Origin of the sequence: Streptomyces sp. NPDC093097, assembly GCF_044754325.1 — a bacterium.
Lineage (GTDB): Bacteria > Actinomycetota > Actinomycetes > Streptomycetales > Streptomycetaceae > Streptomyces.
The window spans coordinates 38,943-63,660 of sequence record NZ_JBIVOW010000034.1 but is presented as its reverse complement, the minus strand read 5'-3'; the positions used below and the strand labels follow the sequence as shown (position 1 = coordinate 63,660).

Genomic DNA, 24,718 nt, shown 5'->3' with positions numbered 1-24,718 from the left:
GGCTTCACACCTACAATCACCACCGCAGACACACCGCACTCAAGGGCCAACCACCCGCCAGCCGCGTCCCCAACCTCACAGGGCAATACACCTAGGGCCTGTCCGGGGCCTGTCCGGTGGGGCTGTGCGGGCCCGCGGCGACACGCTCGTGGCCGCGGTGGTCCGGGGGGCTTCCGGGGCCGGTACGGGCCTTCTGCCGACGGGCGTTGCGCGCCGTCGGCGGAGGAATCCGGCCGGTCTGCGCACGGCCTACGCTGGTGCCATGAGTACCTTGCGCGGCCGGGTGGCCGGACTGCCGGACTGGGACCGCTGCGCGGTGATGGGCGTGGTGAACGTGACGCCCGATTCGTTCTCCGACGGCGGCGAGTGGTTCGACACCGAGCTCGCCGTCAAACACGGTCTGGACCTGGTGGCCCAGGGCGCCGACATCGTGGACGTCGGCGGCGAGTCCACCCGCCCCGGCGCGGCCCGGGTGGACGAGGCCGAGGAGCTGCGCCGGGTCGTCCCGGTGGTCCGGGAGCTGGCCTCGGCGGGGGTCGTGGTGTCCGTCGACACCATGCGCGCCGCGGTGGCCGAGCAGGCCGTGGAGGCCGGGGCGCGGCTGGTCAACGACGTGAGCGGGGGCCTGGCCGATCCGGCGATGGTGTCGGTGGTCGCGGCGTACCACGTGCCGTTCGTGGTGATGCACTGGCGGGGCCAGTCCATCGACATGAACAACCGGGCGTCCTACGCGGACGTCGTCGGCGAGGTCGTCGACGAGCTGCGGCAGAGCATGGAGCGGGCGATCGCCGGCGGGGTGGACCCGGAGCGGATCGTGCTCGATCCCGGGCTGGGCTTCGCGAAGACGGCCGCGCACGACCTGGCGCTGGTCGCCCATCTGTCCCGGCTGCGGGCGCTTGGCCGGCCGCTGCTGGTGGCGGCTTCGAGGAAACGGTTCCTGGGCAGGGTGCTGGCAGGCGGCGAGGGTGCCGCCCCACCGCCGGCCCGGGAGCGGGACGCCGCGACGGCGGCGGTGTCGGCGATCGTGGCGCGAGAGGGGGCCTGGGCGGTGCGGGTGCATGAGGTCAGGGCGAGCGCGGACGCGGTGCGGGTGGCCCGCGCAGTTGAGGGCGCGGTGCAGTCGGCCGGGGGTGCCGGGGCGTGCGGCGCGACGATGACGGCGGGGACGAAGTGAGCGGCCTGGGCCCGCGGACGGACATCGAGCTGGTCGAGCAGGCGAACACGGCGCTGTACGAGACCATCGAGCGCGGCGACCACGAGGCGCTGTCCGAGTTGTGGCTGGACGGCCAGGTGAGCGTGGTCCACCCCGGGTGGCCGGTGCTGCGCGGGCGCGGGGAGGTGCTCCGCTCGTACGCGCTGATCATGGCCAACACGGAGTACATCCAGTTCTTCCTGACCGATGTGGAGATCGACGTCATCGGCGACACCGCGCTGGTGACGTGCACGGAGAACATCCTCAGCGGCGGCCCCGCCGAGGACGACGGCTCCGTGGGGCCGCTGATCGGCCAGTTGGTCGTGGCGACCAACGTCTTCAAGCGGACCGAGGACGGCTGGCGGGTCTGGTCGCACCACGGCTCGCCGGTGCTCGCGGACCGCGAGGACGACGACGGGGACGAGGACGCCGACGAGGACGAGGAGAACGGCCCGTCCGGCCGGCTGTGAATCCCGGTCCGCGGACATGTGAGCGGCTTCACAAGCGGGTCGCGGGCCTGGTGGTGGACGGGTGTGCCGGGCGTCAGCTTTCCGATCGGGGCGCACCCGTTCGAGCCAAGTGCGGCGTGGGTAGGGGTGGGTGGGGCGAGCGCGGGTAAGAGGCCGCGCGGACGATCTCCGGCGCTCTGCGAGGCTGCCCGCGCGACACCGCCTAGCAGGAGAGCGGGTCGTTGTCCATAGCCCCCATGGGCGGGTGCTGTCGGTGCTCGCAGGTAGATTCGAACTGGGGTGGTGTCGCCGGTCGACTCTGGTGCCTGCCCGAAATCCGACGAACAGTGGCGCCTACAGCGCCGCCGGACCAGTGGGAGTGATTCGCGTGGATCGTGTCGCGCTGCGTGGGCTGAAGGCCAGGGGACACCACGGGGTGTTTCCCCGGGAACGCGAGGAAGGCCAGACCTTCCTCGTCGACCTGGTCCTCGGTCTGGACACCCGCCCGGCGGCGGCCTCCGACGATCTTGCGAAGACCGTCCACTACGGCATCGTCGCCGAGGAGGTGGTGGCCGTCGTCGAGGGCGAGCCCGTCGACCTCATCGAGACCTTGGCGGAGCGCATCGCCGACCAGTGCCTGAAGCACGAGGGGGTGCAGGAGGTGGAAGTGGTGGTCCACAAGCCGGACGCACCGATCACCGTCCCCTTCGATGACGTGACCATCACCATCACTCGGAGCCGAGTATGAAAACCACCCAGCAGCCGGCCCCCGTCACCCCCTCCCGCGCCGATACCGTCAACGACCCGACCGTGCAGCCGGTGCCCGTCTCCGTGGTGGAGCAGGTGGACGCGGCGGACGTCACGCTGTCCAACCCCAAGCGCGCGGTGATCGCGCTGGGCAGCAACCTCGGCAACCGCCTGGAGACGCTCCAGGGCGCCGTGGACGCGCTGGAGGACACCCCGGGCGTCCGGGTCAAGGCGGTCTCCCCGGTGTACGAGACCGAGCCGTGGGGCGTCGAACCGGATTCCCAGCCCTCGTACTTCAACGCCGTGGTGCTGATCAAGACGACGCTGCCGCCGGAGTCCCTGCTGGAGCGCGGGCACGCGATCGAGGAGGCCTACGAGCGAGTGCGCGACGAGCGCTGGGGCCCGCGCACGATCGACGTCGACATCCTCGCCTACCAGGACGTGGTCTCCGACGACCCGCGGCTGACGCTGCCGCACCCGCGCGCCCATGAGCGGGCGTTCGTGCTGGTGCCGTGGCACGACGTGGACCCGGAAGCGGAGGTTCCGGGCCGCGGTGCGGTGGCCGCCCTGCTGACCGGGGTCGGCACCGACGGCGTGAACCTCCGGGCGGACCTGGAACTGCGGCTGCCCGAGTAGTCGTTAGGGTTGCGGGCCGGCCGGGCACGGCGGCGATGCGCCGGGGACGCCGCACGCGCTGATGTACTGGCGGTGGACGTCGTCGGCGGCGTCGGCCGCGCAGGCGCGGGCGGCCGGACGGACGGACACACGGCGGCCGCACCACCCGGTGCGGCCATGAAGCGGACACGGTCATCGCGCAGGGATGGCCGGAACGGTGCGAGGGGCGATCGCTCGGTGAAGCAGCTACGGATCAAGATCCTGGTCGGGCTGTTCGTGGTGGCGGGGATCCTGGCCTGGGCGGGCGCCCGGCTGTGGGACTCGTTCGGCACCCTCCCCAGCGTGCCGGTGGCGGCGCCGATCGTGCTGGCGCTGATCGCCGTGGTGCTGGCCGCCACCGCCCTCTCCCTGCGGTCCCGGTTGCGGGCGCAGCGCGAGCGGCAGCCCGAGGCCAAGGGCGTCGATCCGCTGGTGGCCGCCCGTGCGGTGGTCTTCGGGCAGGCGAGCGCCCTGGTGGCGGCGCTGGTCGCCGGGCTCTACGGCGGCGTCGGGGTCTTCCTGCTGACGTCGGGGGCGGACGACGCGCGCCGCACCCAGGCGGTGTACGCCGGGTTCTCGGTGCTCGCCGGTGCGGGCGTGGTGGCCGCGGCGATGTTCCTGGAGCGGGTCTGCAAGCTGCCGGAGGGCGACGACGGCGAGGACGGGACCGGGGCGTCGCGGACGTGACACCGGGCCCGGCCGGGACGCTCCGGCCGGGCCGGGCGCGTCCGGAGGGACGTCGCGGACCCGCGCCGGGCGCCGTTCAGGAACTGGGGACGGTGTCCAGGGCGACCTCGTCGCGGGGGAGGCCCGCGGCGTCGGCGGTGGTGGCGCGGCGCAGCGCCCCGTGCAGCGCGGCGGGCGTGAGGACGCCCCGGTAGCGGTCGCCGTCGAGGACCGCCAGCCAGCCCGCGTCGTGCTGGAGCAGCGTGCTGAGCGCCTCCCGGAGCGGGGTGCCGAGCGGCACCGCGGCGGGCATCGGGCGGGCCAGGTCGCGGACGGTGCGCGCCGCGTCGTCGGCGTCCGTGAGCGCGTCGGCCGCCACCCAGCCGTAGGGCGCTCCGTCGGCGTCCAGGACGACGGCCCAGGGGGCGTCGGCGGCGGAGAGCGCGCCGGCGGCCCGGGAGGCCGGGTCGTCCAGGCGGACCACCGGCGGTTCGTCGAGGTCGGCGGCCTCCACGGGGGTGACCGCGAGTCGCTTCAGGCCGCGGTCGGTGCCCACGAACTCCGCGGTGTACGGGGTGGCCGGGGCGCCCAGGACCGTTGCCGGGGTGTCCAGTTGCTCGATCCGGCCCTGTCCGTAGACGGCGATGCGGTCGCCGAGGCGGACCGCCTCCTCGATGTCGTGGGTGACGAAGAGCACCGTCTTGTGCAGCGTGGACTGGAGCCGCAGGAACTCGTTCTGGAGGTGTTCGCGGACGACCGGGTCGACGGCGCCGAAGGGCTCGTCCATCAGCAGCACCGGCGGGTCGGCGGCGAGCGCGCGGGCCACGCCGACGCGCTGGCGCTGGCCGCCGGAGAGCTGGTCGGGGTAGCGGTCGCCGTAGACGGACGGGTCCAGGCCCACCAGGTCCAGGAGTTCGGCGGCGCGGGCCCGGGCCGCCTTGCGCGGGCGGCCGAGCAGGTGCGGGACGGTGGCGGTGTTGTCCAGGACGGTCTTGTGGGGGAAGAGCCCGACCTGCTGGATCACGTAGCCGATGCGGCGGCGGAGTTCGACGGGGTCGGCGTCGGCGATGTCCTCGCCGTCGAGGAGTATCCGGCCGTCGGTGGGCTCTATGAGCCGGTTCACCATCTTCATCGTCGTCGTCTTGCCGCAGCCCGACGGGCCGACGAGGGTGATGAGTTCGCCCTTGGCGACCTCGAAGGAGAGGTCGTCGACGGCCGTGGTGCCGTCGGCGTAGCGCTTGGTGACATGCTCGAAACGGATCATGGATTCCCCCTGTGTGGACGGTCCCCATTGTGTACGCGTGGTGCGCGGGAGCCGTGAACGCGGTGTTGCGAGTGGATGCCGGGCCGCGCCGATTGTCAGTGGTGGGGGTTAGGGTCGCAGACAGTCACCACGGTATCGGCGAGCGGGGGAGGTGACGGCGGTGCAGGCACTGGTGCGCGCGGCAGGCGTGCTGACGGGCGCTCACACCATGGCGCAGGGGGGCGGCGCCGGCTGCCTGGAGCGCAACGACTGGATCTGCGGAGAGTACCTCCGCACCCGGAGCCAGGAGTTGGCGGACGCCACGCTCCAACATCTCGGCATCACGGTGGTCTCGGTGCTCCTGGGGCTGCTGATCGCCTTTCCGCTGGCGCTGTTGGCACGGCGCCGACGGGGTGTCGCGGGGCCGGTCCTGGGGCTGACGACGGTGCTCTACACGGTGCCCTCGCTGGCGATGTTCGCCCTGCTGACGCCGGTCTTCGGGGTGTCACCGGCGGTGGTCGTCACGGGCCTGGTGCTCTATTCGCTGACGATCCTGGTGCGCAACATCCTCGCCGGGCTGGAGGCGGTGCCCGCCGAGGTGCGGGAGGCCGCCCGCGGGATGGGGTACGGCCCGGCCCGGCTGCTCTTCGAGGTGGAACTCCCGCTCGCGCTGCCAGCGGTGGTGGCGGGGGTGCGGATCGCCACGGTCTCGACGGTGGCGATGACGACGATCGGCTCGGTCGTCGGCTACGGCGGGCTGGGCAACCTCATAGCCAGCGGTATGGAGGGCTTCTTCAAGGCGGAGGTGCTGACCGCGTCGGCGCTGTGCGTGCTGCTGGCGCTGGTGGCGGATCTGCTTCTGCTGGGGGTGCAGCGGCTGCTGACGCCGTGGACGCGGGCGCGGTCCGGGGGGCGCCGGGTGCGGCGCGCGGCGGCCGTGGCGAAGGCGGTGGGGTGAGCGTGGACGCGATCACGGGGGCCTGGCAGTGGCTGACCACGGCCGCCAACTGGGCCGGGGAGAAAGGGGTGTGGCACCGTCTCGGCGAGCACCTCTGGCTGAGCGGGCTCTGCCTGCTGCTGTCGGCGCTGATAGCGCTGCCGGTGGCGCTGTGGCTGGGCCACCTCGGCAAGGGCGGGACGCTGGCGGTCAACGTCTCCAACGTGGGGCGTGCGGTGCCGACGTTCGCGGTCCTGGTGCTGCTGACGCTCAGCCCGTTGGGGAAGCACGGTGACTGGCCGACGGTCATCGCGCTGGTGCTGTTCGCGGTGCCGCCGCTGCTGACCAACGTCTATCTGGGCATACGGGAGGCGGACCGCGATGTGGTCGAGGCGGCCCGGGGGATGGGGATGTCCGGTCCGCAGCTGCTGCGGCGGGTGGAGATACCGCTCGCCTACCCGCTGATCATGACGGGACTGCGCTCGGCCGCGGTCCAGGTGGTGGCCACGGCGACGCTGGCCGCGCTGGCCGGCGGCGGGGGCCTGGGCCGGATCATCACGGCCGGCTTCGGCAACTACGACACCGCGCAAGTGGTCGCCGGGGCGGTGCTGGTGGCGCTGCTGGCCCTGGCGGTGGAGGGGGTGCTGGTGCTGGTGGACCGGGCCTTCGATCCGATGCGGGGCCGGCGGCGGGGGCCGCGTACGAAGGGCCCGGCGCCGGTCCGGTCCCGCGCCGAGACGTCTCAACCGACCTGATCCGAACGGACGGAGTGGAATTCCATGAGCAGCACAGCACGCAGAGCAGGCAGAGCACGCACCATACGCACCGCGTTCGCCGCGGGGACGGTGGTGGCCCTGGCGGCCGGACTGGCCGCGTGCGGCGGGCAGAGCCTGGAGGAGAAGGGCGGCAAGGGCGGCGGGAAGGGCGAGCTCGTCATCGGCGCGGCGGGTTTCACCGAGTCGAAGGTGTTGGCCGAGATCTATTCGCGGGTCCTCGCCGATGCCGGTTACCACCCGCGGGTGCAGACGCTGACCAATCGCGAGCTGTATGAACCGGCCCTGGAGAAGGGCCAGATCGATGTCGTTCCGGAATATGCCTCCACACTCGCGGAATTCCTCAACGCGAAGAAGAACGGCGCCAAGGCCAAGCCCGTGGCGTCCAGTGACATCGGTACGACGGTGACGGAGCTGAAGAAGCTCGCCGAGCCGCGCGGTCTGAAGGTGCTGGCGGCCGGCGCGGCCACGGACCAGAACGCGTTCGCGGTCACCAAGGAATTCGCCGCCGAGAACAAGCTCAAGACGCTCTCGGACCTGGGACGTTCGCAGAAGAAGATCAAACTCGCGGCGGGGGAGGAGTGCGAGACGCGGGTGTTCTGCAAGCCCGGCCTGGAGAAGACCTACGACATCACCGTCGCGGGCATCGATCCCAAGGGCGTGGGGACCCCGCAGGCCAAGCAGGCGGTCAAGGACGGCACCGACCAACTGGTGCTCACCACCACCACGGACGCCACTCTCGACACCTTCGGTCTGGTGCTTCTCGAGGACGACAAGAAGCTCCAGAACGCCGACAATGTCCTGCCGGTGCTGAATGCCAAGAAGGCCGGCGACAAGGAGATCGAGACCGCGCTGAACAAGATCACGAAGGTGCTCACCACCGAGGACTTGATCAACTTGAACCGCAAGGTCGACGCCGAGCGCTTGAAGCCCGCCGATGTCGCCCAGGCGTATTTGGAGTCCAAGGGGCTGGTCCAGAAGTAACCACCCTGAAACGGATCGGTATGCGGGGCCCCATAGGTCTCGCACGCACGGTAAGTTTCTGGCCATGCCACGAGGACGCCACCGCCATTCCCCACCCCTCCACCGGCTGCTTCCTCCTTCGACGGTTGCCGGTGCGTCAATTGCCTGTGCCACGGGTGCCTGGTTCGTCGGCGACGACCTCGTGCAACGGGTGCTCGCCGCCGGTGCCGCGGCCGCCGCGGTCACCGGCGCCGTCCTGCTGCGCACGTGGGACCGCAAGGCCGGCAAGCGGGTCGCCGAGCTGACCCGGGCCCGGGCGCGCGACCAGTGGCGCACCGAGGAGCGGATCGCCGAACTGGAGACGGACGTCGAGGAGTCGCGCGAGATCCGCGCCGCCCTGGACTCCAAGCTCCGCGCCAAGCGCGCCGAACTCGCCCGGCTGCGCAGCGAGCACGCCGCCCTGCTGCGCCGCTACGCCACCGCCGAGACCGAGCGGGCCAGCGCCCTGGAGGGCCGCCGGCTGCTCGCCATCGAGGCCGGACAGCCGCCCACCAGTGGTGAACTCGTCCCGGCCCGGCGGGAGCCGGCGACCGGCGACGGCCGTCCCGCGCCGGCCGGCCGGGGCGCGGGCGAGACGTCCCCGGCCCGGCCGGCCGCCACGTTCGCGCAGGCGGACCGGGCGCTGTGCGAGCTGGCCCGCAACGCCGCCCGGCAGCGCGCCGCCGCAGAGGGCGGCAGCCCGAGCGCCGGCCTCCGGGAGAAGTCCGAGGCCACCCCCGAGGGGAAGTCCGGGGCGGCCGTCGCACAGGGGGTGGGCGGGCCCGCGCTCCGCCCGGTGCCGGCCGCCGCCGCGATCGTCCCGCCCCGCCAGGCCGTGCCCCGCACGCTGGGCGGATTCGACTTCTTCGGCAACACCTCCGTCCCCCGCCGCGAGCTGACGGCCCCTCTGGAGGAGGACCTGGCGGACGTCGTCGGCGACGAGGCGGTCGCCGAGCAGTCGGCCCGGGCGGAGGCCCGCGCGGCGCTCCGGCCGGCCGCCGACGGCGCGGAGAACGCCGCCTCGGACGATGAGCCGGCCGGCGGCGCGACGCCCGACGGCGCGACGCCCGACGGCGCGACGCCCGACGGCGCGCCGGCCGACGGGGAGACCACGCACGGCGCCGGCGAGGTCATCGACCTGACCGCGCACGACGAGACCGAGCAGCTCGACCTCGCCGAACTCCGCACCGCCCTCTCCTGAGCGCGCGCAGCCGGGGCCGACCGCGACGTCCGTAGGCGACGTACAGACCGGGGACGAGCTGCAGACCGGGGACGACGCGTACAAGGCGGGAACGACGTACAAAGCGGCGGGGCGCCCGTCCACAACCTGTGGACGGGCGCCCCGCCGCTTCACTGTGTGCGGGTACCGTGCGGGCACCGTGCGCGAACGCCCGCGCGCCCGCGCCGCCTTCACGTACCGCGCGCCCGCGCGGCCCGGTGGCCCGCCCTGGCCCGGCTCCGCCCTACTTGTCGATGTCCCCGACCACGAAGAACATCGACCCCAGGATGGCCACCATGTCGGCCACCAGCGTCCCCGGCAGCAGCTCCGTCAGCGCCTGGATGTTGTTGTACGAGGCGGAGCGCAGCTTGAGGCGGTAGGGGGTCTTCTCGCCCTTGGAGACCAGGTAGTAGCCGTTGATGCCCAGCGGGTTCTCGGTCCAGGCATAGGTCGTGCCCTCAGGGGCCTTGAGGACCTTGGGCAGCCGCTGGTTGATCGGGCCGGGCGGCAGCTGGGCGATGCGGTCCAGGCAGGCGTCGGCGAGTTCGAGGGCGTTGTGGGTCTGCTCAAGCAGGCACTCGAAGCGGGCCAGGCAGTCGCCCTCCTGCCTGGTGACGACCTTCAGCGTGGACTGGAGGTCGCCGTAGGCGAGATACGGCTCGTCGCGCCGCAGGTCGAAGTCGACGCCGGACGCCCGGGCGATCGGCCCGGAGACGCCGTAGGCGTGCACCGCCTCCCGGGTCAGCACGCCGACACCACGGGTGCGGCCGCGGAAGATCTCGTTCCCGAGGACCAGGTCGTCGAAGACGTCCATACGGGAGCGGACGTCGGCGACGGCCTGCCGGGCCCGGCCGAGCCAGCCGGCCGGCAGGTCCTCCTTGAGGCCGCCGACCCGGTTGAACATGTAGTGCATCCGGCCGCCGGAGATCTCCTCCATGACGGTCTGGAGCTCCTCGCGCTCCCGGAAGGCGTAGAAGACGGGGGTGATGCCGCCCAGCTCCAGCGGGTACGAGCCGAGGAACATCAGGTGGTTCAGGACGCGGTTCAGCTCGGCGAGCAGCGTACGGGTCCACACCGCGCGCTCGGGGACCTCCATGCCCAGCATCCGCTCGACGCCGAGCACCACGCCCAGCTCGTTGGAGAACGCCGACAGCCAGTCGTGGCGGTTGGCGAGCATGATGATCTGGCGGTAGTCGCGCGCCTCGAAGAGCTTCTCGGCGCCGCGGTGCATATAGCCGATCACCGGCTCGGCGTGCCGGATGCGCTCGCCGTCCAGGACGAGGCGCAGCCGCAGCACGCCGTGCGTGGAGGGGTGCTGCGGGCCGATGTTCAGCACCATGTCGGTGCTCTCCGCCGCGCCGCCGATGCCGACCGTCGTCTCCGTCATGGGGACAGTGTCGCAGGGCGGGACGGGGGCGGAACGGGGCGGTCCGGGGTGCGGACGGCCCCGTACCGAGGGGCGAACGGTGCCGTCAGGCCGTGGACTCGGGGGCGAGCAGACCGGCGCAGGCGGCGCCGCCGACCGGTTGCAGCAGCCAGCCGAAACCGCCCAGACCGGCCGGATCGGTCAGTTCCGCGGCGTCGCCGGCCGCGCCGAGCGCCCGTACGTAGCCGGCCGGATCGGCGGTGGCCAGGGACAGCGGCGGCCGGCGGCCGGTCACGCCGAGGGCGTGCAGCGCGGCGCGCTGGGTCAGTTGCTCGGCCGCGGGGCCGGCGCAGGCGTCCAGCGCGACGTGCGCGGTGAGGTCGCAGCCGCCGTCGGGGACGGGCGCCACCTCGCGCCCCTCGCGGAAGCCGGTGAGGGTGCCGAAGGGCGGCCGGTCGGCGCGCCGGTGGGCGTAGTCGACGGCGACCGCGAGCCCGGCGCTGAGGGTGCGGACGGCGCGCGCCCAGGCGGCGTCCCGGGGGCGGCCGATCTCGGCGCGCAGCCCGGGGACGGGGTCGGGGGCGTCCGGTGCGGCCCGCGGCCACCACCGGGCGAGCCACTCCGCGTCCGGGCCGTCGACCGGTGCGCCGAGAAGTTCCGCGCCGTCGGCCCGGACCAGGACCCGGCGCGGCACTCCGGCGGCGTCCGTCTCGACGACGTCCACCGGCACGTTGTCCAGCCACTCGTTGGCGAAGAGCAGCCCGGTGAGCGAGCCCGGCGCGGGCAGTTCGGCGCGCCAGGCGATGCGGGGGTCGAGGCCCTGGGGGTGGGCGGCGCGTTCGACGGCGCAGGGGCGCACCCGCGCGACCACCTCCTCGGGGAGCGCGGCCAGCACGCCGCTCAGCAGCTCGCCGCGGCCCGCGCCGACGTCGATCAGGGCCAGCTCGTCCGGGTGGCCGAGCGCGGCGTCGACGCGGCGGAGGAGGGTGGCGACGGCGCCGGCGTACTGCGGGGAGACGTGGACGGAGGTGCGGAAGTGGCCGGCGGGACCGGGGCCGCCGGGGCGGGTGTAGAAGCCGTCGGGGCCGTAGAGCGCCTGCTCGGCCGCCTCCCGCCAGCCGCGCCAGGTGCCGTTGGGGGTGGGGGTGGGGGTGGAGGCGGTGCTTGGTGTGGCGGGACGGCGGTCGTCGGCGCGATGATCATCGGCGGCGCTCGGTCCGGCGCTCGGTCCGGCGCTTCGCCCGGCGTTCCGTTTGGCGTCCTGCTGCCCGTTCGCCACGTCCGCACGTCCCTCTGTCGTCACACGGACCACCGTACGGGGACGTACTCGCGGCGCGGGGCGTCGACCCGTGGTGGGGCGGTCGACCCACGGTATGAGCCGGAGCGGGCAGGGAAACCGCTGGTCGCAGAGGTGGTGTCAGAGGACGGCGCGGGTTCGTCCGCGGCGCGTGTCCGGGGATCGACCCTGGCGGCGACACATATGGCGCATACGGCCTCCACCTAGGGGAGTAGACCCTCCCGAAAGGATCGCTCCTCCGGTTGACTCCGTTGCCTCCCCGCGCTGCCTACGCTGGGTTACGTGCAGCGCCTCTATGACTTCTTCCGCAGGCACCCGACGGGAGTGGACAGCTTCTGGGCTTTCCTCCTCTTCGGGCTCAGCGGGCTGTGGGTCATCTCCCGTTCCGGAGTCTCGGGCAAGATCATCGCCCTGGTCTTCAGCATCGGGCTGTGCCTGGTCATCGCCCTGCGCCGCAAGTATCCGGTCAAGATGCTGCTGCTGGCCGCCGCCCTCGGCATCGGTCAGCTGGCCCTGGGCGTCGGCCCCAACGTCGCCGACTTCGCGACGCTGGTGATCATCTACACCGTCGCCTCCGAGACCTCGGCGCGCCGCTGGGCCTCACGCTTCGCACTGGGCGCCGCACTGCTCGGCCCCGCCGTGTCCCAACTCCGCTTCCAGGAAAGCCCCGTTCACGTGCCGGTGTGGGCGGCGCTGTTCTTCACCGTGCTGTTCACCGTCCCGTTCGTCCTGGCCTGGGTGCTCGGCGATTCGGTGCGCACCCGCCGTGCCTACTGGGCGCAGCTGGAGGAGAAGGCCGCCCGCCTGGAGAAGGAGCGCGAGGCCCAGGCGCGGATCGCGGTCGCGGCCGAGCGCGCCCGGATCGCCCGCGAGCTGCACGACGTCGTCGCACACAACGTCTCCGTGATGGTCGTCCAGGCCGACGGCGCCGCCTACGTCCTCGACGGTTCGCCCGACCAGGCCCGGCAGGCCCTGGAGACGATCTCCGGCACGGGCCGGCAGGCGCTCGCCGAGATGCGCCGGCTGCTGGGCGTGCTGCGCACCGGCGAGCAGGCCGAGGGCGAGGAGTATGTGCCCCAGCCCGGCGTCGAGCAGCTCGCCGACCTCATAGACCAGGTCCGGGGCGCCGGACTGCCGGTCGACTTCCGGGTGGTCGGCGAACCGCGCCCGCTGCCGAGCAGCGTGGAGCTGACCGCGTACCGCATCGTTCAGGAGGCGCTGACCAACACCCGCAAGCACGGCGGCCCCGGAGTCAGTGCCACTGTCCGCCTCACCTACCGGGACGACGACCTCGATCTGCTCGTCGAGGACGACGGCCGGGGCGCACAGCACGAGCTCTACGAGTCGGGCGGTGCGGACGGGCTCGGCCACGGCCTGATCGGCATGCGCGAGCGGGTCGGCATGGTCGGCGGCCTCCTCGACGCCGGCCCCCGGCCGGGCGGCGGCTTCCGGGTGAACGCGGTACTGCCGCTCAAGGCGGAGCGGTGAGCGGCACGGTTTCACCGGCGCGGTGCGGAGGGCGGGCCCGGCCCGCCGAGGGGTGAGGCCGCCCGTCGGCCGGGCGCAGGCGCCATCCGTCCAGTGGCCGCATCCGCCCGTCGGCCGGGGCGGACGTTGGGCGTCTTTCCCCGCCGGCCCCGCCGGTCATCGGTACGTCTGGATTCCGGTCGCCTCCCGCACGCGCCGCCCGCCTGCTTCCGTCCTGACCCCGTCGCGCACGAGACGGTGCCGTTCGGCAGCCACGGTGAACGGGGCTTCCGCGTTCCCACCTATGGTGTCCACGTGATCAACAAACAGTGCGGACGCGCCGCTATCGCTGTCATCGCTGCCGCCTTGGCTCTGTCCGCGTGCAACGCCACGACCAGCGATGAGGGCGGAAAGCCGGCGTCGACGAGCACGAAGCCCGCTGAATCCACCTCGTCCGCAAGCTCCGAAACGCCGCCGGAGCCGGCCGTGTCGCCCGACGCACAGCAGACCCGCACCCTGGTGAGCGCTCTCAAAGCCGTGGACCCGGCCCTGGGCGGCAACCAGGCGTGGGCGGTTACGGGGGCCAAGACCATCTGCGCGGACATCCGGGCGGGCCAGGCCGACGCCGATGTGCAGGAGGGGGCGAAACTGCGCTTCCAAGGGACCACGCCAGGCACCCTGCCGAACGTCACAGACGATCAGGCCCGCCGGATCGTGGACGCGGTGAAGGCGTCGTTCTGCCACTGACGGTGCGCACCGTCGGGGTCATACTCCGGGATGACGGCTCTACCCCTGAAAGCTGAGGGCGGGGCCGTCTTCCGGTACTTACCCTGGGCTCATGGACTCGCCTCAGACGCCCCCGGTTTCCTCATGTGTAAGAGTCATGCTCGTCGACGATCAGGTGCTGCTGCGCACCGGTTTCCGGATGGTGCTCGCCGCGCAGCCCGACATGGAGGTCGTCGCCGAGGCGGGCGACGGGGCGCAGGCCCTGGAGGTGCTGCGGACCGCCGAGGTGGACGTGATCTTGATGGACGTCCGGATGCCCGTCCTCGACGGGGTCGAGGCCACCCGCCGCATCTGCGGGGGCGGACAGCAGGAAGGGGCCCCGAAGGTCCTCATCCTGACCACTTTCGACCTGGACGAGTACGCCTTCTCCGCGCTGAAGGCCGGCGCCAGCGGCTTCATGCTCAAGGACGTGCCGCCGAACGAACTCCTCGCCGCTATCCGGGCGGTGCACAGCGGTGACGCGGTCGTCGCGCCGTCCACCACGCGCCGCCTCCTGGACCGTTTCACGCCCATGCTGCCCGCCACCTCCGGCGAGCCCGCGCGGCCCGAGCTGGACCGGCTGACCGACCGCGAGCGGGAGGTTCTGCTGCTGGTCGCGCAGGGCCTGTCGAACGGTGAGATCGCGGCGCGGCTGGTGCTGTCCGAGGCCACGGTCAAAACGCATGTGGGCCGGATCCTGACGAAGTTGAGCCTGCGGGACCGGGTCCAGGCGGTGGTGCTCGCGTACGAGACCGGGCTGGTGCGGGCCGGGGGCGCGGGGGCGTAGCGGGGCGATGGGGGAGGGGGCGGGCCAGCAGGAATGCCGGGCTGAGGGGACGGCCGAGGGGCCGACCTGGCCGGCTCTGCGCGGTGCGCCCTCCGGCCCTGTCCCCCTGACCCTCGTCCTCGTTCATTTCGCCCCTCCGGGGAGAGCGGGGACCTTCCGTCCTTCCGTCCTCCCGTGCCGCGCGGGGACGTTCCGTTCCTTCGCGCAGTGCCGGGGCGATGGCCGATACCCATCTTGACGGGGACATGTAACAAAGAGCAGATTGGCGCGCCGTAAGGAAGCTTTCCTAACAGAAGGGTTCCCCGTGCGCAGAAGAACACTTGCTCTCGCCACCGCCTCCGGCGCTGCCCTCCTCGCCGCCGCGGCCCTTCCCGCCACCGCCCAACCGGCCGCCCACCGGGCCGCCGCACCCCACGCAGCCCTTCAGGAGGGCTCGGTCTCCGCGGCCCAACTGCTCGCCAAACTCAAGGACTGTACGCAAGTATCGAAGGGCAAATACAGCACCGACGAGGGGACCCCGGCCACCGTCCCGGTCTGCGGCAAGAACGGCGCCGTGTTCTGGAAGGCCGATATGGACATCGACTGCGACGGCCAGATCACCTCGCAGTGCAGTGCCGACACCGACCCGTGGTTCCAGGACGACACCAGGTTCCACCAGTCCGACGACAAGCCGCTGAACGCCGCGAAGCTGCCCTACGTCGTGGTGCCGAGCGTCAGCAGCATCTGGAACTACGAGTCCGCCGGCATCAAGGGCGGCGGCGTCGTGGCCATCATCTACAACAACCAGGTCGAGTACGCCGTGGTCGGGGACACCGGGCCCAACAAGATCATTGGCGAGGCGTCCTACGCGGCCGCCAAGGGGCTGGGCATCGACCCCGACCCGGAGACCGGCGGCGCGGATTCCGGTGTCACCTACCTGCTGTTCAAGAACTCCCAGGCGTCGCCGATCGAGAGCCACTCCGCCGCGGTCAGCAGCGGTGACGCCCTGGCGAAGAAGTTCCTCCAGGAGAACTGACCGGCGGTGGGCGGGGCAGCGACCGACGGGCGGGAGGAGCCGGCATGGCGAGCCAACCGCCTTCGTCCCCAACGGGCAGGGAGGAGCGGGCATGGCCGGCCAGCCGCCTCCGCCCCCAACTGCCTTCGCCCACCGGCCGGTTCGCTCGCCGGCCGGTTCGTCCACCGGTCGGTTTTCGCCCGCCGGCCGGTTCGTCCACCGACCGGTTCGTCCACTGGTCGGTTCGTTCACCGGTCGGTTCGTTCACGGGTTGGTTCGCCGGCCGGCCGGTTCGCTCAGCGCAGTACGCCCTCAAGGAAGTCGCTGCCCAGCCGGGCCACCACCTGGAGGTCCAGCTGGTGCAGCACATAGCGCCCGCGGCGCCGGGTCTGCAGCAGCCCCGCCTTCTTCAGCACCGCGATGTGCCGCGACACCTCCGGTGCCGTGATGCCGAACGTGGTCGCCAGCTCCCCCGTCGTATGCGGCCCTCGCGACAGGGTGCGGCACAGCTGCATGCGCATCGGGTGACCGAGCGCCTCCAGCCGTTGCTGGACGAGTTCCAGCGTGGCGGGGGCGGGCAACTCCGGGCTCGCGACCGGGTATTGGAACACCGGGCGCCAGCCGGGAGCGTAGCTGAACAGCAGGTGCGGCCAGCCGAACGACGTCGGAAGGAAGGTGACGCCGGGGTCGGCGGGGTCGGCGAACGCCGTGGTGCGGGCGCTGGCCAGCTTGTCGACCAGGATCCGGGTGCGGCCGCTGCCGTCCTGGGCCTCGTCCAACGTCAGCGCCCGCGAGGTCGCGGTCAGCGTCTCGGCCAGGCCCTTGCGACGCAGCAACTCGGTCTTGTGCCGGGCGTCGGCGGCCAGTTCGATGCTCACCCGCCGCCAGATGTCGCCGAAGAACGCCTTCTCGCAGTCCTCGAAGAGGCGGCGCAGCCACACTCGCAGGCCGTCGGGGTCGGTCAGCATCCGGTCGGTGAACGCCGCCTGCCGCGGGCCGCGGGCCGCCGCCATCTCCCGTACGCGCGCCCGCTCCTCCGCGTCGACCAGGGGCGACGGCGTACGACGGGTGTACCGCGGCGAGCAGCTGATCTCGAAGGCGGCGGCCACGAACCGCTCGTCGTCGATCTCGTCCAGCTTGTCCAGTTCCTCGGCCAGCGTCGCGCCGGGGTGGGCGGGCAGCAGGATGTCGGAGCGGGCGGACCGCCACAGGAAGTCCGCCTCGCACAGCCGGTCCGCCAGGTCGGTCTTCAGCCCGGCGTTGGTCGCGGTGACCCAGCCGTGCAGCCCGGGGTGGTGTCCCGGCTCGGACAGCGCGTGCAGCGCCGCGCTCAGCTCGGCCAGCGGGGAGGGCGCGAAGACCACGCGCTCCAGCGGCAGCCCGGTGATGTCGATGACGTTGGCCATACCGCCATCATGCGCGAGGCCCTGACCTGCGGTGCCGTCGATTGACGGCTCTCGTCAATCGACGAGCCAGAGCCCGCCCGGCCGCCGCACAGTGAGGCCATGGACCTCACACAGCAGTACCTCCTCGACAGCTACCGTGCCGCCCAGCGGGGCGAGGCCGCCCCGCCCGCACCGGGCGCAGCCACCGTTCGCACCGCCCGGGAGATCCGGCAATGGCGGCGCTTCCAGGCCGTGGTCACCGATCCCGCGGAGCGCTGGTGGGGGCGCAACGGACGCCTGGCGCGACGCACCGCGACGCTGCTGGCCCGATATCTCCGGCCCCTGGATGACCAAGGCGGCCCCGCACCGACCCGGTCCCGCCCCGCGGCACCGTCACCCCTCACCGTGAGAGCGCACACCACGCGTGCCCGGGACGCCCAGGAACGGACCCCGCGGTAACGGACCCCGCGGTAACGGACGCCGTGGGGGACGGACCCCGCGTGGGCAGGCCCTGTGGGACGTGAGCAGGCCCTGTGGGAACAGACCGCACAGACCGCACCGCACGAGAACAGCCCGTGCCGGAACGTGAATTGGCCAAGCCCGCTGGTGGGCGAGCGAGCCCCGCGACGCCGACGCCCTGGGAGAGCGCCTTGGCACCAGCACGCCGACGCCCCGCGCCGACACTCCGCGCCGACGCCCTGGCCCCACCACGCCGCCGTCGCCCGCGTCCCGTGCCACCGACGACGTCAGTCCTCAGTCCTCAACCCTCGGCCCGCACCTCTCACCCCTCAGCTCTCGGCCCTCACCTCTCACCTCTCACCTCTCACCCCTCAGTCCTCGATGCGGCGGACGAACTCGCGCGCCGCCGTGCGTATCTCCTCCGCCGTCCACTCCAGCGCGGGGGAGGCAACCGTCACCTCCGTCATCGCCACACCCGGCGGGGCGGCCAGGCCCGGCTCGAACCACCTGCGGAACAGGGTCGTCCGGGTCTCCTCGGCCTGACGCGTGGCGGCCTCGTTCAGGACCTCCGGATCATGGGGCAGCCACACCTGGAACTCATGGGTGTGCGGCTCCTCGGGGTGCACCCGGAACCAGGGCACACCGGCCTCCGCCAGCCCCTCCCGCAGCGCCCGGGCGACGAGCTTGGCATGGGCCACATACGCGGGCAGCCGGGGCAGTTCGCGGTCCAGCCCGGCCAGGGCGGCGAGCGCGGTCGGCCACTGCTGGAACAACTGCCCGCCGTAGCGGTGCCGCCAGGCACGGGCCTCCTCGACGAACTCCTCGGTGCCCGCCAGGGCGGCACCCGATATGCCGCCCAGCGACTTGTAGAAGGAGACATAGACGCTGTCCGCGAGGGCGGCGATCTCCGGGAGCGACCTGCCGAAGTGCGGACCGCTCTCCCATAGGCGGGCGCCGTCGAAGTGCACCACCGCGTCCCGGTCGCGTGCGGCGGCCACCACCGACGTCAGCTCCTCCCAGCTGGGGAGGAGGTATCCGGCGTCGCGCAGCGGGAGTTCGAGCGCGAGGGTGCCGAACGGCTCCTGGAGCTCGTAGACCTCGGCGGCCGTCGGCAGGCGCGGGGCGTTCGTCGGATGCACCATGCGCAACCCGCTGACCACCGCGTAGGCGTCGCGCTCGTGCACCTCCATATGGGACAGCGGATGGCCGGCGACCGTTGCGTTGCCCGTGCGGCCCGCCCAGCAGCGCAGCGCCACCTGCTGCGCCATGGTGCCCGTCGGGAAGAACGCGGCGGCCTCGGTGCCCAAGGCGTCGGCGGTCCGCCGCTCCAGTGCGCCCACGATGCCGTCGTCGTTGCCGTAGATGTCGAGCCAGTCGCCGAGGTCGTAGGCGCCCGGGGCCTCGGCCGCGAGGCGGGACAGCCGCTCGCCGACCGTCTCCGGGGGGCGGGTGCCGGACAGCGTCCGCACCGAGCCGCGGTACGCGGCGAACCGCCGTTCCCGATCGTCCAGCGCGCTCTCCGGACCGCCGTCCAGACCGTTCTCCGGACCGCCCAGGCCGTTCTCCGGACCGCTGTCCTCGGCCGTGTGCTTTCCTCCCCCGACCGTCGGCTTCTCGTCCCGCGGCCTCCGGTCCGCCCGCCTCTGGTCCGTCGGCTTCCCGCCCGTCGATTCCCGGCTCTCGGCCGTGTACTTCCCGTCGTCCGCCATGGCCCCCGCCCTCGCCTCGTCCCGCGCCGTCCGCGCGTGGTGTCGGACCGATCATCGCGCAGCGGCCGGCGGCGCCGCGAGCCCTGTGGACAACTCCGCGATCCGGCGCGGGGACGGGCCTTCCAGCCCCACTTCGAGCCCCTCGCCTTCCCCCTTCGAAGCCCCTCTCCGCCACCCCTTCGAGACCCTCGTCTCACCCGCGTACGGTTCCGAAGCCGGGATGAAGCACTCGCGTAGCATGGCGACGAATCGTCCGGTACCCCTCGCGGACTGGAACGGAAGGCCGTTGCCACGTGAATCCACATCCATCCATCGAGGCCCAGGACCGGCCCGCTCGGCTCACTGTCGGAGTCGTCGGGGCAGGCCGCGTAGGGCCCGCGCTCGCCGCGTCGTTGCAGCTCGCGGGGCATCGCCCGGTCGCGGTCTCGGGGGTTTCCGACGCCTCCGTACGGCGTGCCGCCGAGCTGCTGCCCGGCGTCCCCCTGGTCTCCCCGGCCGAGGTGCTCGCCCGTGCGGACCTCGTGCTGCTGACCGTCCCCGATGACGCCCTGGCCGACCTGGTGAGCGGTCTCGCCGAGACCGGTGCCGTACGGCCGGGCCAGCTGCTGGTGCACACCTCAGGGCGCTTCGGGACGGCGGTGCTGGACCCGGCGACCCGGGCCGGTGCGCTGCCCCTGGCGCTGCACCCGGCCATGACGTTCACCGGGACGTCCGTGGACGTGCAGCGGCTGGCCGGCTGCCCGTTCGGGGTGACCGCTCCCGAGGAGTTGCGGATGGCCGCGGAAGCGCTGGTCATCGAGATGGGCGGGGAGCCCGAGTGGATTTTGGAATCTGCTCGTCCGCTGTACCACGCGGCGCTTGCCATCGGCGCGAACTACCTGGTCACGCTGGTGGCGCAGGCCATGGAGCTGCTGGAGAAGGCCGGTGTGCAGGCCCCGGACCGCATGCTCGGCCCGCTGCTCGGCGCGGCCCTGGACAACGCGCTGCGGTCCGGTGACGCCGTCCTGACGGGCCCGGTCGCCCGGGGGGACGCCGGGACCGTCGTGGCCCATGTGGCGGAGCTGCGTCAGCACGCCCCGCAGGCCGTCGCCGGCTATCTGGCCATGGCCCGTATGACGGCCGACCGGGCGCTGTCGCACGGTCTGCTCAAGCCGGAACTCGCCGCCGAACTGCTGGACGCTCTCGCGGGACCGGCTCCGGACGGGGCCGCCGACCCGGCCGCGTCCTCCGGGGAGCCGGCGCCCAGGAACGGTGAACGAGCCCCCTCGACCGGCCCCGGCGACGCCGACCGGGACCACGACCAGCCCGCGCACGAGGCCGGGACCGCAGCCTCGGACCGGCCGGCCCGGCCCGCAGGCCCCGCCCAGCCGGAAGACACCGCCCCCGGGACCGCCGGCACCGGAGCGCCTGACGACCACCGCGGCAACGGGCCCGCAGGCCCCGGATCCGCCGGCCCCGCCGCCCCTGATTCCGAAGCCCCCGACCCCGGCTCCCACGGAGGCGACTCATGACCTCCTCGCCCGTCAGCCCGCCCCCGGACGCCGCCCGCCCGGATACCGCCCGGCCGACGTCGGGTCCCCAACTGGTGGGGACCGCCGCGGAACTGCGCGCGCTGCCCCGCCGCGACGGCGGACGAGCCGTCGTCATGACCATGGGCGCCCTGCACGACGGGCACGCCGCCCTGGTCCGGGCGGCCCGGGAGCGGGTGGGGCCGCACGGCCAGGTCGTGGTCACGGTGTTCGTCAACCCGTTGCAGTTCGGGGCGGGCGAGGACCTCGACCGCTACCCGCGGACCCTGGACGAGGACGTGGTGCTGGCCGCCCGAGCGGGCGCCGATGCCGTCTTCGCGCCGTCCGTCGACGAGGTATACCCGGGCGGCGAACCGCAGGTCCGTATTTCCGCCGGCCCCATGGGCACCGTCCTGGAGGGCGCCAGCCGCCCCGGGCACTTCGACGGGGTGCTCACCGTCGTTGCCAAGCTGCTCCATCTGACCGCGCCCGACCTGGCGTTCTTCGGGGAGAAGGACGCCCAGCAGCTCGCCGTCATCCGGCGGATGGCCGCGGACCTGAATTTCCCCGTCGAGATCGTCGGCGTCCCCACGGTCCGGGAGGCCGACGGGCTGGCCCGTTCCAGCCGCAACCGCTATCTGTCCGGACCGGAGCGGCACACCGCGCTCGCGCTGTCCGCGGCGCTCTTCGCGGCCCGCGACCGGCTCACCGCGGAAGAGGCGCTGCGCGCCCGCGCCGCCTCCACGGGGCACCCGGTCCAGGACCGCTCCGCGGCGCTGGCCGCCCTCGGTGAGGACCGGGCGGCCGCCGACGCGCACGCCGTCGCCTACGCCGCCGCGGAGCCGCCGCATGGCCCGTCCGTGGCCCGCGCCGCGGCCGGTACGGTCCTGGAGGACGCCGCCCACCTGGACCCGCCGCTCCGCCTGGACTACCTGGCCCTGGTCGACCCCCGGGACTTCACCGAGGTCCCGGACGGGTTCGAGGGCGAGGCGATCCTGGCGGTGGCCGCCAAGGTCGGCACCACCCGGCTCATCGACAACATCCGGCTCCTGTTCACCGCGAGCGGGGCACCGCATCCGGCCGTCGCACAGGGGCAGCACACCGGCGCCCAGGCGAAGCCCGCACCCGGGACGGCCCGGGAGCCCTCCAGGAAGTCCAGGAAGTCCACCCCACCCCAAGGCCCCCTGGGAGCGACCCGATGACCGCTACCGGAACCGCCGCCGGCCCCACCGGCATACGCCTCACCGCCCCCGCCCCCGGGTGGTCCATCACGGCGGACGTCGTCGTCGTGGGCTCCGGCGTCGCCGGGCTGACCGCCGCGCTGCGCTGCGCCGCCGCCGGCCGTCGGACCGTCGTCGTCACCAAGGCCCAGCTGGACGACGGCTCCACCCGTTGGGCGCAGGGCGGGATCGCCGCTGCCCTGGGGGACGGCGACAGCCCCGAGCAGCACCTGGCCGACACCCTCGTCGCGGGCGCCGGCCTGTGCGACGAGGAGGCCGTGCGGACGCTGGTGACCGAGGGCCCGGACGCCGTCCACCGGCTGATCGCGGCCGGCGCCCGCTTCGACACCGCCCCCGGGAGCGAGGAGATCGCGCTCACCAGGGAGGGCGGCCACCACCGCCGCCGGATCGCGCACGCCGGCGGCGACGCCACCGGGGCGGAGATCTCCCGCGCCCTGGTGACCGCGGTGCGCGCCGCCGGGAGGGGCGAGCACGGAGCGCTCCCGTCCAAGGGCGGGCGCATCGGGGACCTGCGCACCATCGAGAACGCGCTGGTCCTGGACCTCCTCACGGACGCCGAGGGCCGGACGGCCGGCGTCACCCTGCACGTCATGGGGGAGGGCCAGCACGACGGCGTCGGTGCCGTACACGCCCCGGCGGTGGTGCTCGCCACCGGGGGCATGGGCCAGGTGTTCTCCGCGACCACCAACCCCGCGGTCTCCACCGGGGACGGGGTCGCCCTGGCGCTGCGGGCCGGCGCCGAGGTCTCGGACCTCGAATTCGTCCAGTTCCACCCGACGGTGCTCTACCTGGGGCCGGAAGCGGAGGGCCAGCAGCCGCTGATCTCCGAGGCCGTACGGGGCGAGGGCGCCCACCTGGTCGACGCCGACGGCACCCGCTTCATGGTCGGGCAGCACGAACTCGCCGAGCTGGCCCCGCGCGACATCGTGGCCAAGGCGATCATGCGCCGGGCCCAGGAGCAGGGCGCCGATCACATGTACCTGGATGCCCGCCACTTCGGCGCGGACATGTGGGAGCACCGTTTCCCGACCATCCTGGCCGCCTGCCGCGCGCATGGCATCGATCCGGTCACCGAGCCCGTCCCGGTCGCCCCGGCGGCCCACTACGCGTCCGGCGGCGTCCGCACCGACCTGCACGGCCGCACCACCGTCCCCGGGCTGTACGCGTGCGGTGAAGTGGCCTGCACCGGCGTCCACGGCGCCAACCGGCTGGCCTCCAACTCGCTTCTGGAGGGCCTGGTCTTCGCGGAGCGGATCGCCGCGGACATCGCCTCCAGGGGGACGGCGGCCCCGGCCCCCGTCCCCCTGGAGGCCCGCACCCCGCTGCCCCTCCTGGCGCCCGAGGCCCGCACCGCCATCCAACGGATCATGACCGCCGGCGCCGGTGTGCTGCGCAGCGCCACCAGCCTCGCCGAGGCGGCCGACGGCCTCGACCGCCTCCAGCGGGAGGCCGTCGCTGCCGCCGCGGACCCCGCGTCCGGCGCCACCAAGGCCCCGGAGCCCGGCGTGGAGGCGTGGGAGGTCACCAACCTGCTGTGCGTTGCCCGGGTCCTGGTCGCCGCCGCGCGGCGCCGGGAGGAGACCCGCGGCTGCCATTGGCGCGAGGACCACCCGGACCGCGACGATGCCTCCTGGCGCCGCCACTTCCGCATCACCCTCGGTGCCGACCACACCCTGAGCATCCATACGACCCGGACCGCCGGCTTCCCCGCGACCGCCGGCCCCGCCCCGCAACCCGCACCCCTCCCCGATACGGAGCCCACCCCGTGAGCAGCACCCCCGACGACCTCCCCCTCCTCCAGATCGGCCGCCCCGGCGCCACCCCCACGGGGGGCTGCGGCGACGCCTGCGGGTGCGCCGCCGGGGACGGCGACGCCTACGAGCTGGACCCGCTGACCTGTGGGCTCGACCCGGACCTGGCCGCCCTCCTGGTGACCGCCGGACTCGACCCCGTCCAGGTGGAGGACATCGCGCACCTGGCCGTCGAGGAGGACCTCGACCAGGGCGTGGACGTCACCACCGTGGCGACGGTCCCCGAAGACGCCGTCGCCACCGGGGACTTCACGGCCCGGGAGGACGGCACGGTCGCCGGCCTGCGGGTCGCCGAGGCGGTGCTGTCCATCGTCTGCACCGACGAGTTCGCGGTCGAGCGGCACGTGGAGGACGGCGAGCGGGTCGTGGCCGGGCAGAAGCTGCTGTCCGTCACCACCCGGACCCGCGACCTGCTCACCGCCGAGCGCAGCGCCCTCAACCTCCTGGGCCGACTCTCCGGGATCGCCACCCTGACCCGTGCCTGGGCGGACGCCCTCGAAGGCACCGAGGCCAAGGTCCGCGACACCCGTAAGACGACGCCGGGCCTGCGCGCCCTGGAGAAGTACGCGGTGCGCTGCGGCGGCGGCGTCAACCACCGGATGTCGCTGTCCGACGCGGCGCTCATCAAGGACAACCACGTGGTGGCGGCCGGCGGCGTCGCCGAGGCGTTCACGGCCGTACGGAACGAGTTCCCCGGCGTGCCGATCGAGGTGGAGGTCGACCGGATCGACCAGATCCCGCCGATCCTCGCCGAGGGCGCCGAGCTGATCCTGCTGGACAACTTCACGCCCGAGCAGACCCGAGAGGCCGTGGAACTGGTCGCCGGCCGCGCGTCCCTGGAGTCCTCCGGCCGACTCACCCTGGACAACGCCCGCTCCTACGCGGAGACCGGCGTCGACTACCTGGCGGTGGGGGCGCTCACCCACTCCGCCCGGGTCCTCGACATCGGCCTGGACCTGCGCGCGAGCGACGACGAGGGCCGCTGACCACCATGCTGCCGACCATCGAAGCGGGCAACACCAGCCCACCGGTCTCCCCACCGACCAC

23 protein-coding genes are annotated in these 24,718 nt (G+C 73.3%); 18 read left to right on the top strand and 5 right to left on the bottom strand.

Annotation, left to right across the window (positions count from 1 at the left end; translation table 11 throughout):
- Positions 1-262: 262 nt before the first annotated feature.
- From folP to ACIQE0_RS36240, 5 genes are all read left to right on the top strand, one after another.
- Positions 263-1,174: a dihydropteroate synthase gene (folP, locus tag ACIQE0_RS36260; RefSeq protein WP_366332433.1), complete on the top strand. Its 912-nt coding sequence runs from the start codon at positions 263-265 to the stop codon at positions 1,172-1,174.
- Between the two features lie 5 nt (positions 1,175-1,179).
- A complete protein-coding gene (locus ACIQE0_RS36255) occupies positions 1,180-1,662 on the top strand; it encodes a nuclear transport factor 2 family protein (RefSeq protein ID WP_366332524.1) in 483 nt (160 codons plus the stop codon).
- 367 nt (positions 1,663-2,029) lie between these two features.
- Positions 2,030-2,389: a dihydroneopterin aldolase gene (gene folB / locus ACIQE0_RS36250; RefSeq protein ID WP_052861500.1), complete on the top strand. Its 360-nt coding sequence runs from the start codon at positions 2,030-2,032 to the stop codon at positions 2,387-2,389.
- The gene (folK, locus tag ACIQE0_RS36245; RefSeq protein ID WP_366332432.1) at positions 2,386-3,024 is read left to right on the top strand and encodes a 2-amino-4-hydroxy-6-hydroxymethyldihydropteridine diphosphokinase; all 639 of its coding nucleotides are present in this window, start codon (positions 2,386-2,388) and stop codon (positions 3,022-3,024) included. Before folB ends, folK begins: the two co-directional genes overlap by 4 nt.
- Before the next feature lie 216 nt (positions 3,025-3,240).
- Positions 3,241-3,729, top strand: coding sequence for a DUF3180 domain-containing protein (locus tag ACIQE0_RS36240; RefSeq protein WP_366332431.1), 489 nt, complete (start codon positions 3,241-3,243; stop codon positions 3,727-3,729).
- Positions 3,730-3,805: 76 nt separating this feature from the next.
- Here ACIQE0_RS36240 and ACIQE0_RS36235 read toward each other — a convergent pair whose 3' ends face one another.
- Complete coding sequence (locus ACIQE0_RS36235) at positions 3,806-4,972, bottom strand: ABC transporter ATP-binding protein (RefSeq protein WP_402339955.1); 1,167 nt, start codon at positions 4,970-4,972, stop codon at positions 3,806-3,808.
- Between the two features lie 208 nt (positions 4,973-5,180).
- Here ACIQE0_RS36235 and ACIQE0_RS36230 point away from each other — a divergent pair, with 208 nt between their 5' ends.
- The 4 genes from ACIQE0_RS36230 (at position 5,181) to ACIQE0_RS36215 (ending at position 8,864) form a co-directional block, all read left to right on the top strand.
- Positions 5,181-5,909 (top strand): ABC transporter permease, encoded by a 729-nt coding sequence (locus tag ACIQE0_RS36230; protein ID WP_366332522.1) that lies wholly within the window; start codon positions 5,181-5,183, stop codon positions 5,907-5,909.
- Positions 5,910-5,911: 2 nt separating this feature from the next.
- Positions 5,912-6,643, top strand: coding sequence for an ABC transporter permease (locus ACIQE0_RS36225; RefSeq protein WP_402339952.1), 732 nt, complete (start codon positions 5,912-5,914; stop codon positions 6,641-6,643).
- 24 nt (positions 6,644-6,667) lie between these two features.
- On the top strand, positions 6,668-7,645 hold the full coding sequence (locus ACIQE0_RS36220) for an ABC transporter substrate-binding protein (protein WP_402339950.1): 978 nt from the start codon (positions 6,668-6,670) through the stop codon (positions 7,643-7,645).
- Positions 7,646-7,709: 64 nt separating this feature from the next.
- Positions 7,710-8,864 carry a coiled-coil domain-containing protein gene (locus ACIQE0_RS36215; protein ID WP_402339947.1) on the top strand — a complete coding sequence of 385 codons (1,155 nt, stop codon included), beginning with the start codon at positions 7,710-7,712 and terminating at the stop codon, positions 8,862-8,864.
- A 262-nt stretch (positions 8,865-9,126) separates the two neighbouring features.
- Here ACIQE0_RS36215 and ACIQE0_RS36210 read toward each other — a convergent pair whose 3' ends face one another.
- Both ACIQE0_RS36210 and ACIQE0_RS36205 read right to left on the bottom strand, forming a co-directional pair.
- A complete protein-coding gene (locus ACIQE0_RS36210) occupies positions 9,127-10,269 on the bottom strand; it encodes an NADH-quinone oxidoreductase subunit D (RefSeq protein ID WP_366332427.1) in 1,143 nt (380 codons plus the stop codon).
- Between the two features lie 85 nt (positions 10,270-10,354).
- Positions 10,355-11,551 (bottom strand): SAM-dependent methyltransferase, encoded by a 1,197-nt coding sequence (locus tag ACIQE0_RS36205; RefSeq protein WP_402339943.1) that lies wholly within the window; start codon positions 11,549-11,551, stop codon positions 10,355-10,357.
- Positions 11,552-11,827: 276 nt separating this feature from the next.
- On the opposite strand from ACIQE0_RS36205, the gene ACIQE0_RS36200 reads away from it, so the two are divergent.
- From ACIQE0_RS36200 to ACIQE0_RS36185, 4 genes are all read left to right on the top strand, one after another.
- Positions 11,828-13,033 (top strand): sensor histidine kinase, encoded by a 1,206-nt coding sequence (locus ACIQE0_RS36200; RefSeq protein WP_402339940.1) that lies wholly within the window; start codon positions 11,828-11,830, stop codon positions 13,031-13,033.
- Positions 13,034-13,327: 294 nt separating this feature from the next.
- Positions 13,328-13,759, top strand: coding sequence for a hypothetical protein (locus tag ACIQE0_RS36195; protein ID WP_366332424.1), 432 nt, complete (start codon positions 13,328-13,330; stop codon positions 13,757-13,759).
- A gap of 136 nt (positions 13,760-13,895) precedes the next feature.
- Positions 13,896-14,564: a response regulator transcription factor gene (locus ACIQE0_RS36190; protein ID WP_366332423.1), complete on the top strand. Its 669-nt coding sequence runs from the start codon at positions 13,896-13,898 to the stop codon at positions 14,562-14,564.
- A 304-nt stretch (positions 14,565-14,868) separates the two neighbouring features.
- A complete protein-coding gene (locus tag ACIQE0_RS36185; RefSeq protein ID WP_384103903.1) occupies positions 14,869-15,579 on the top strand; it encodes a glycoside hydrolase family 75 protein in 711 nt (236 codons plus the stop codon).
- A 275-nt stretch (positions 15,580-15,854) separates the two neighbouring features.
- Here the strand turns inward: ACIQE0_RS36185 and ACIQE0_RS36180 are convergent, their stop codons facing one another.
- Complete coding sequence (locus ACIQE0_RS36180; protein WP_366332421.1) at positions 15,855-16,964, bottom strand: DUF5937 family protein; 1,110 nt, start codon at positions 16,962-16,964, stop codon at positions 15,855-15,857.
- Between the two features lie 99 nt (positions 16,965-17,063).
- On the opposite strand from ACIQE0_RS36180, the gene ACIQE0_RS36175 reads away from it, so the two are divergent.
- The gene (locus ACIQE0_RS36175; protein WP_402339936.1) at positions 17,064-17,402 is read left to right on the top strand and encodes a hypothetical protein; all 339 of its coding nucleotides are present in this window, start codon (positions 17,064-17,066) and stop codon (positions 17,400-17,402) included.
- Between the two features lie 371 nt (positions 17,403-17,773).
- Here the strand turns inward: ACIQE0_RS36175 and ACIQE0_RS36170 are convergent, their stop codons facing one another.
- Positions 17,774-19,111, bottom strand: a complete 1,338-nt coding sequence (locus ACIQE0_RS36170; protein ID WP_402339933.1) for a threonine aldolase family protein — start codon at positions 19,109-19,111, stop codon at positions 17,774-17,776.
- 293 nt (positions 19,112-19,404) lie between these two features.
- Here ACIQE0_RS36170 and ACIQE0_RS36165 point away from each other — a divergent pair, with 293 nt between their 5' ends.
- The 4 genes from ACIQE0_RS36165 to nadC are packed head-to-tail and all read left to right on the top strand — an operon-like array spanning position 19,405 to position 24,657.
- Positions 19,405-20,622 carry a DUF2520 domain-containing protein gene (locus ACIQE0_RS36165; RefSeq protein WP_402339930.1) on the top strand — a complete coding sequence of 406 codons (1,218 nt, stop codon included), beginning with the start codon at positions 19,405-19,407 and terminating at the stop codon, positions 20,620-20,622.
- Positions 20,619-21,821: a pantoate--beta-alanine ligase gene (gene panC, locus ACIQE0_RS36160; protein ID WP_366332417.1), complete on the top strand. Its 1,203-nt coding sequence runs from the start codon at positions 20,619-20,621 to the stop codon at positions 21,819-21,821. The genes ACIQE0_RS36165 and panC overlap by 4 nt, the downstream gene beginning before the upstream one ends.
- Complete coding sequence (locus ACIQE0_RS36155; RefSeq protein WP_402339927.1) at positions 21,818-23,629, top strand: L-aspartate oxidase; 1,812 nt, start codon at positions 21,818-21,820, stop codon at positions 23,627-23,629. Before panC ends, ACIQE0_RS36155 begins: the two co-directional genes overlap by 4 nt.
- Positions 23,626-24,657 carry a carboxylating nicotinate-nucleotide diphosphorylase gene (gene nadC, locus ACIQE0_RS36150; RefSeq protein WP_402339925.1) on the top strand — a complete coding sequence of 344 codons (1,032 nt, stop codon included), beginning with the start codon at positions 23,626-23,628 and terminating at the stop codon, positions 24,655-24,657. Before ACIQE0_RS36155 ends, nadC begins: the two co-directional genes overlap by 4 nt.
- Positions 24,658-24,718: the final 61 nt, after the last annotated feature.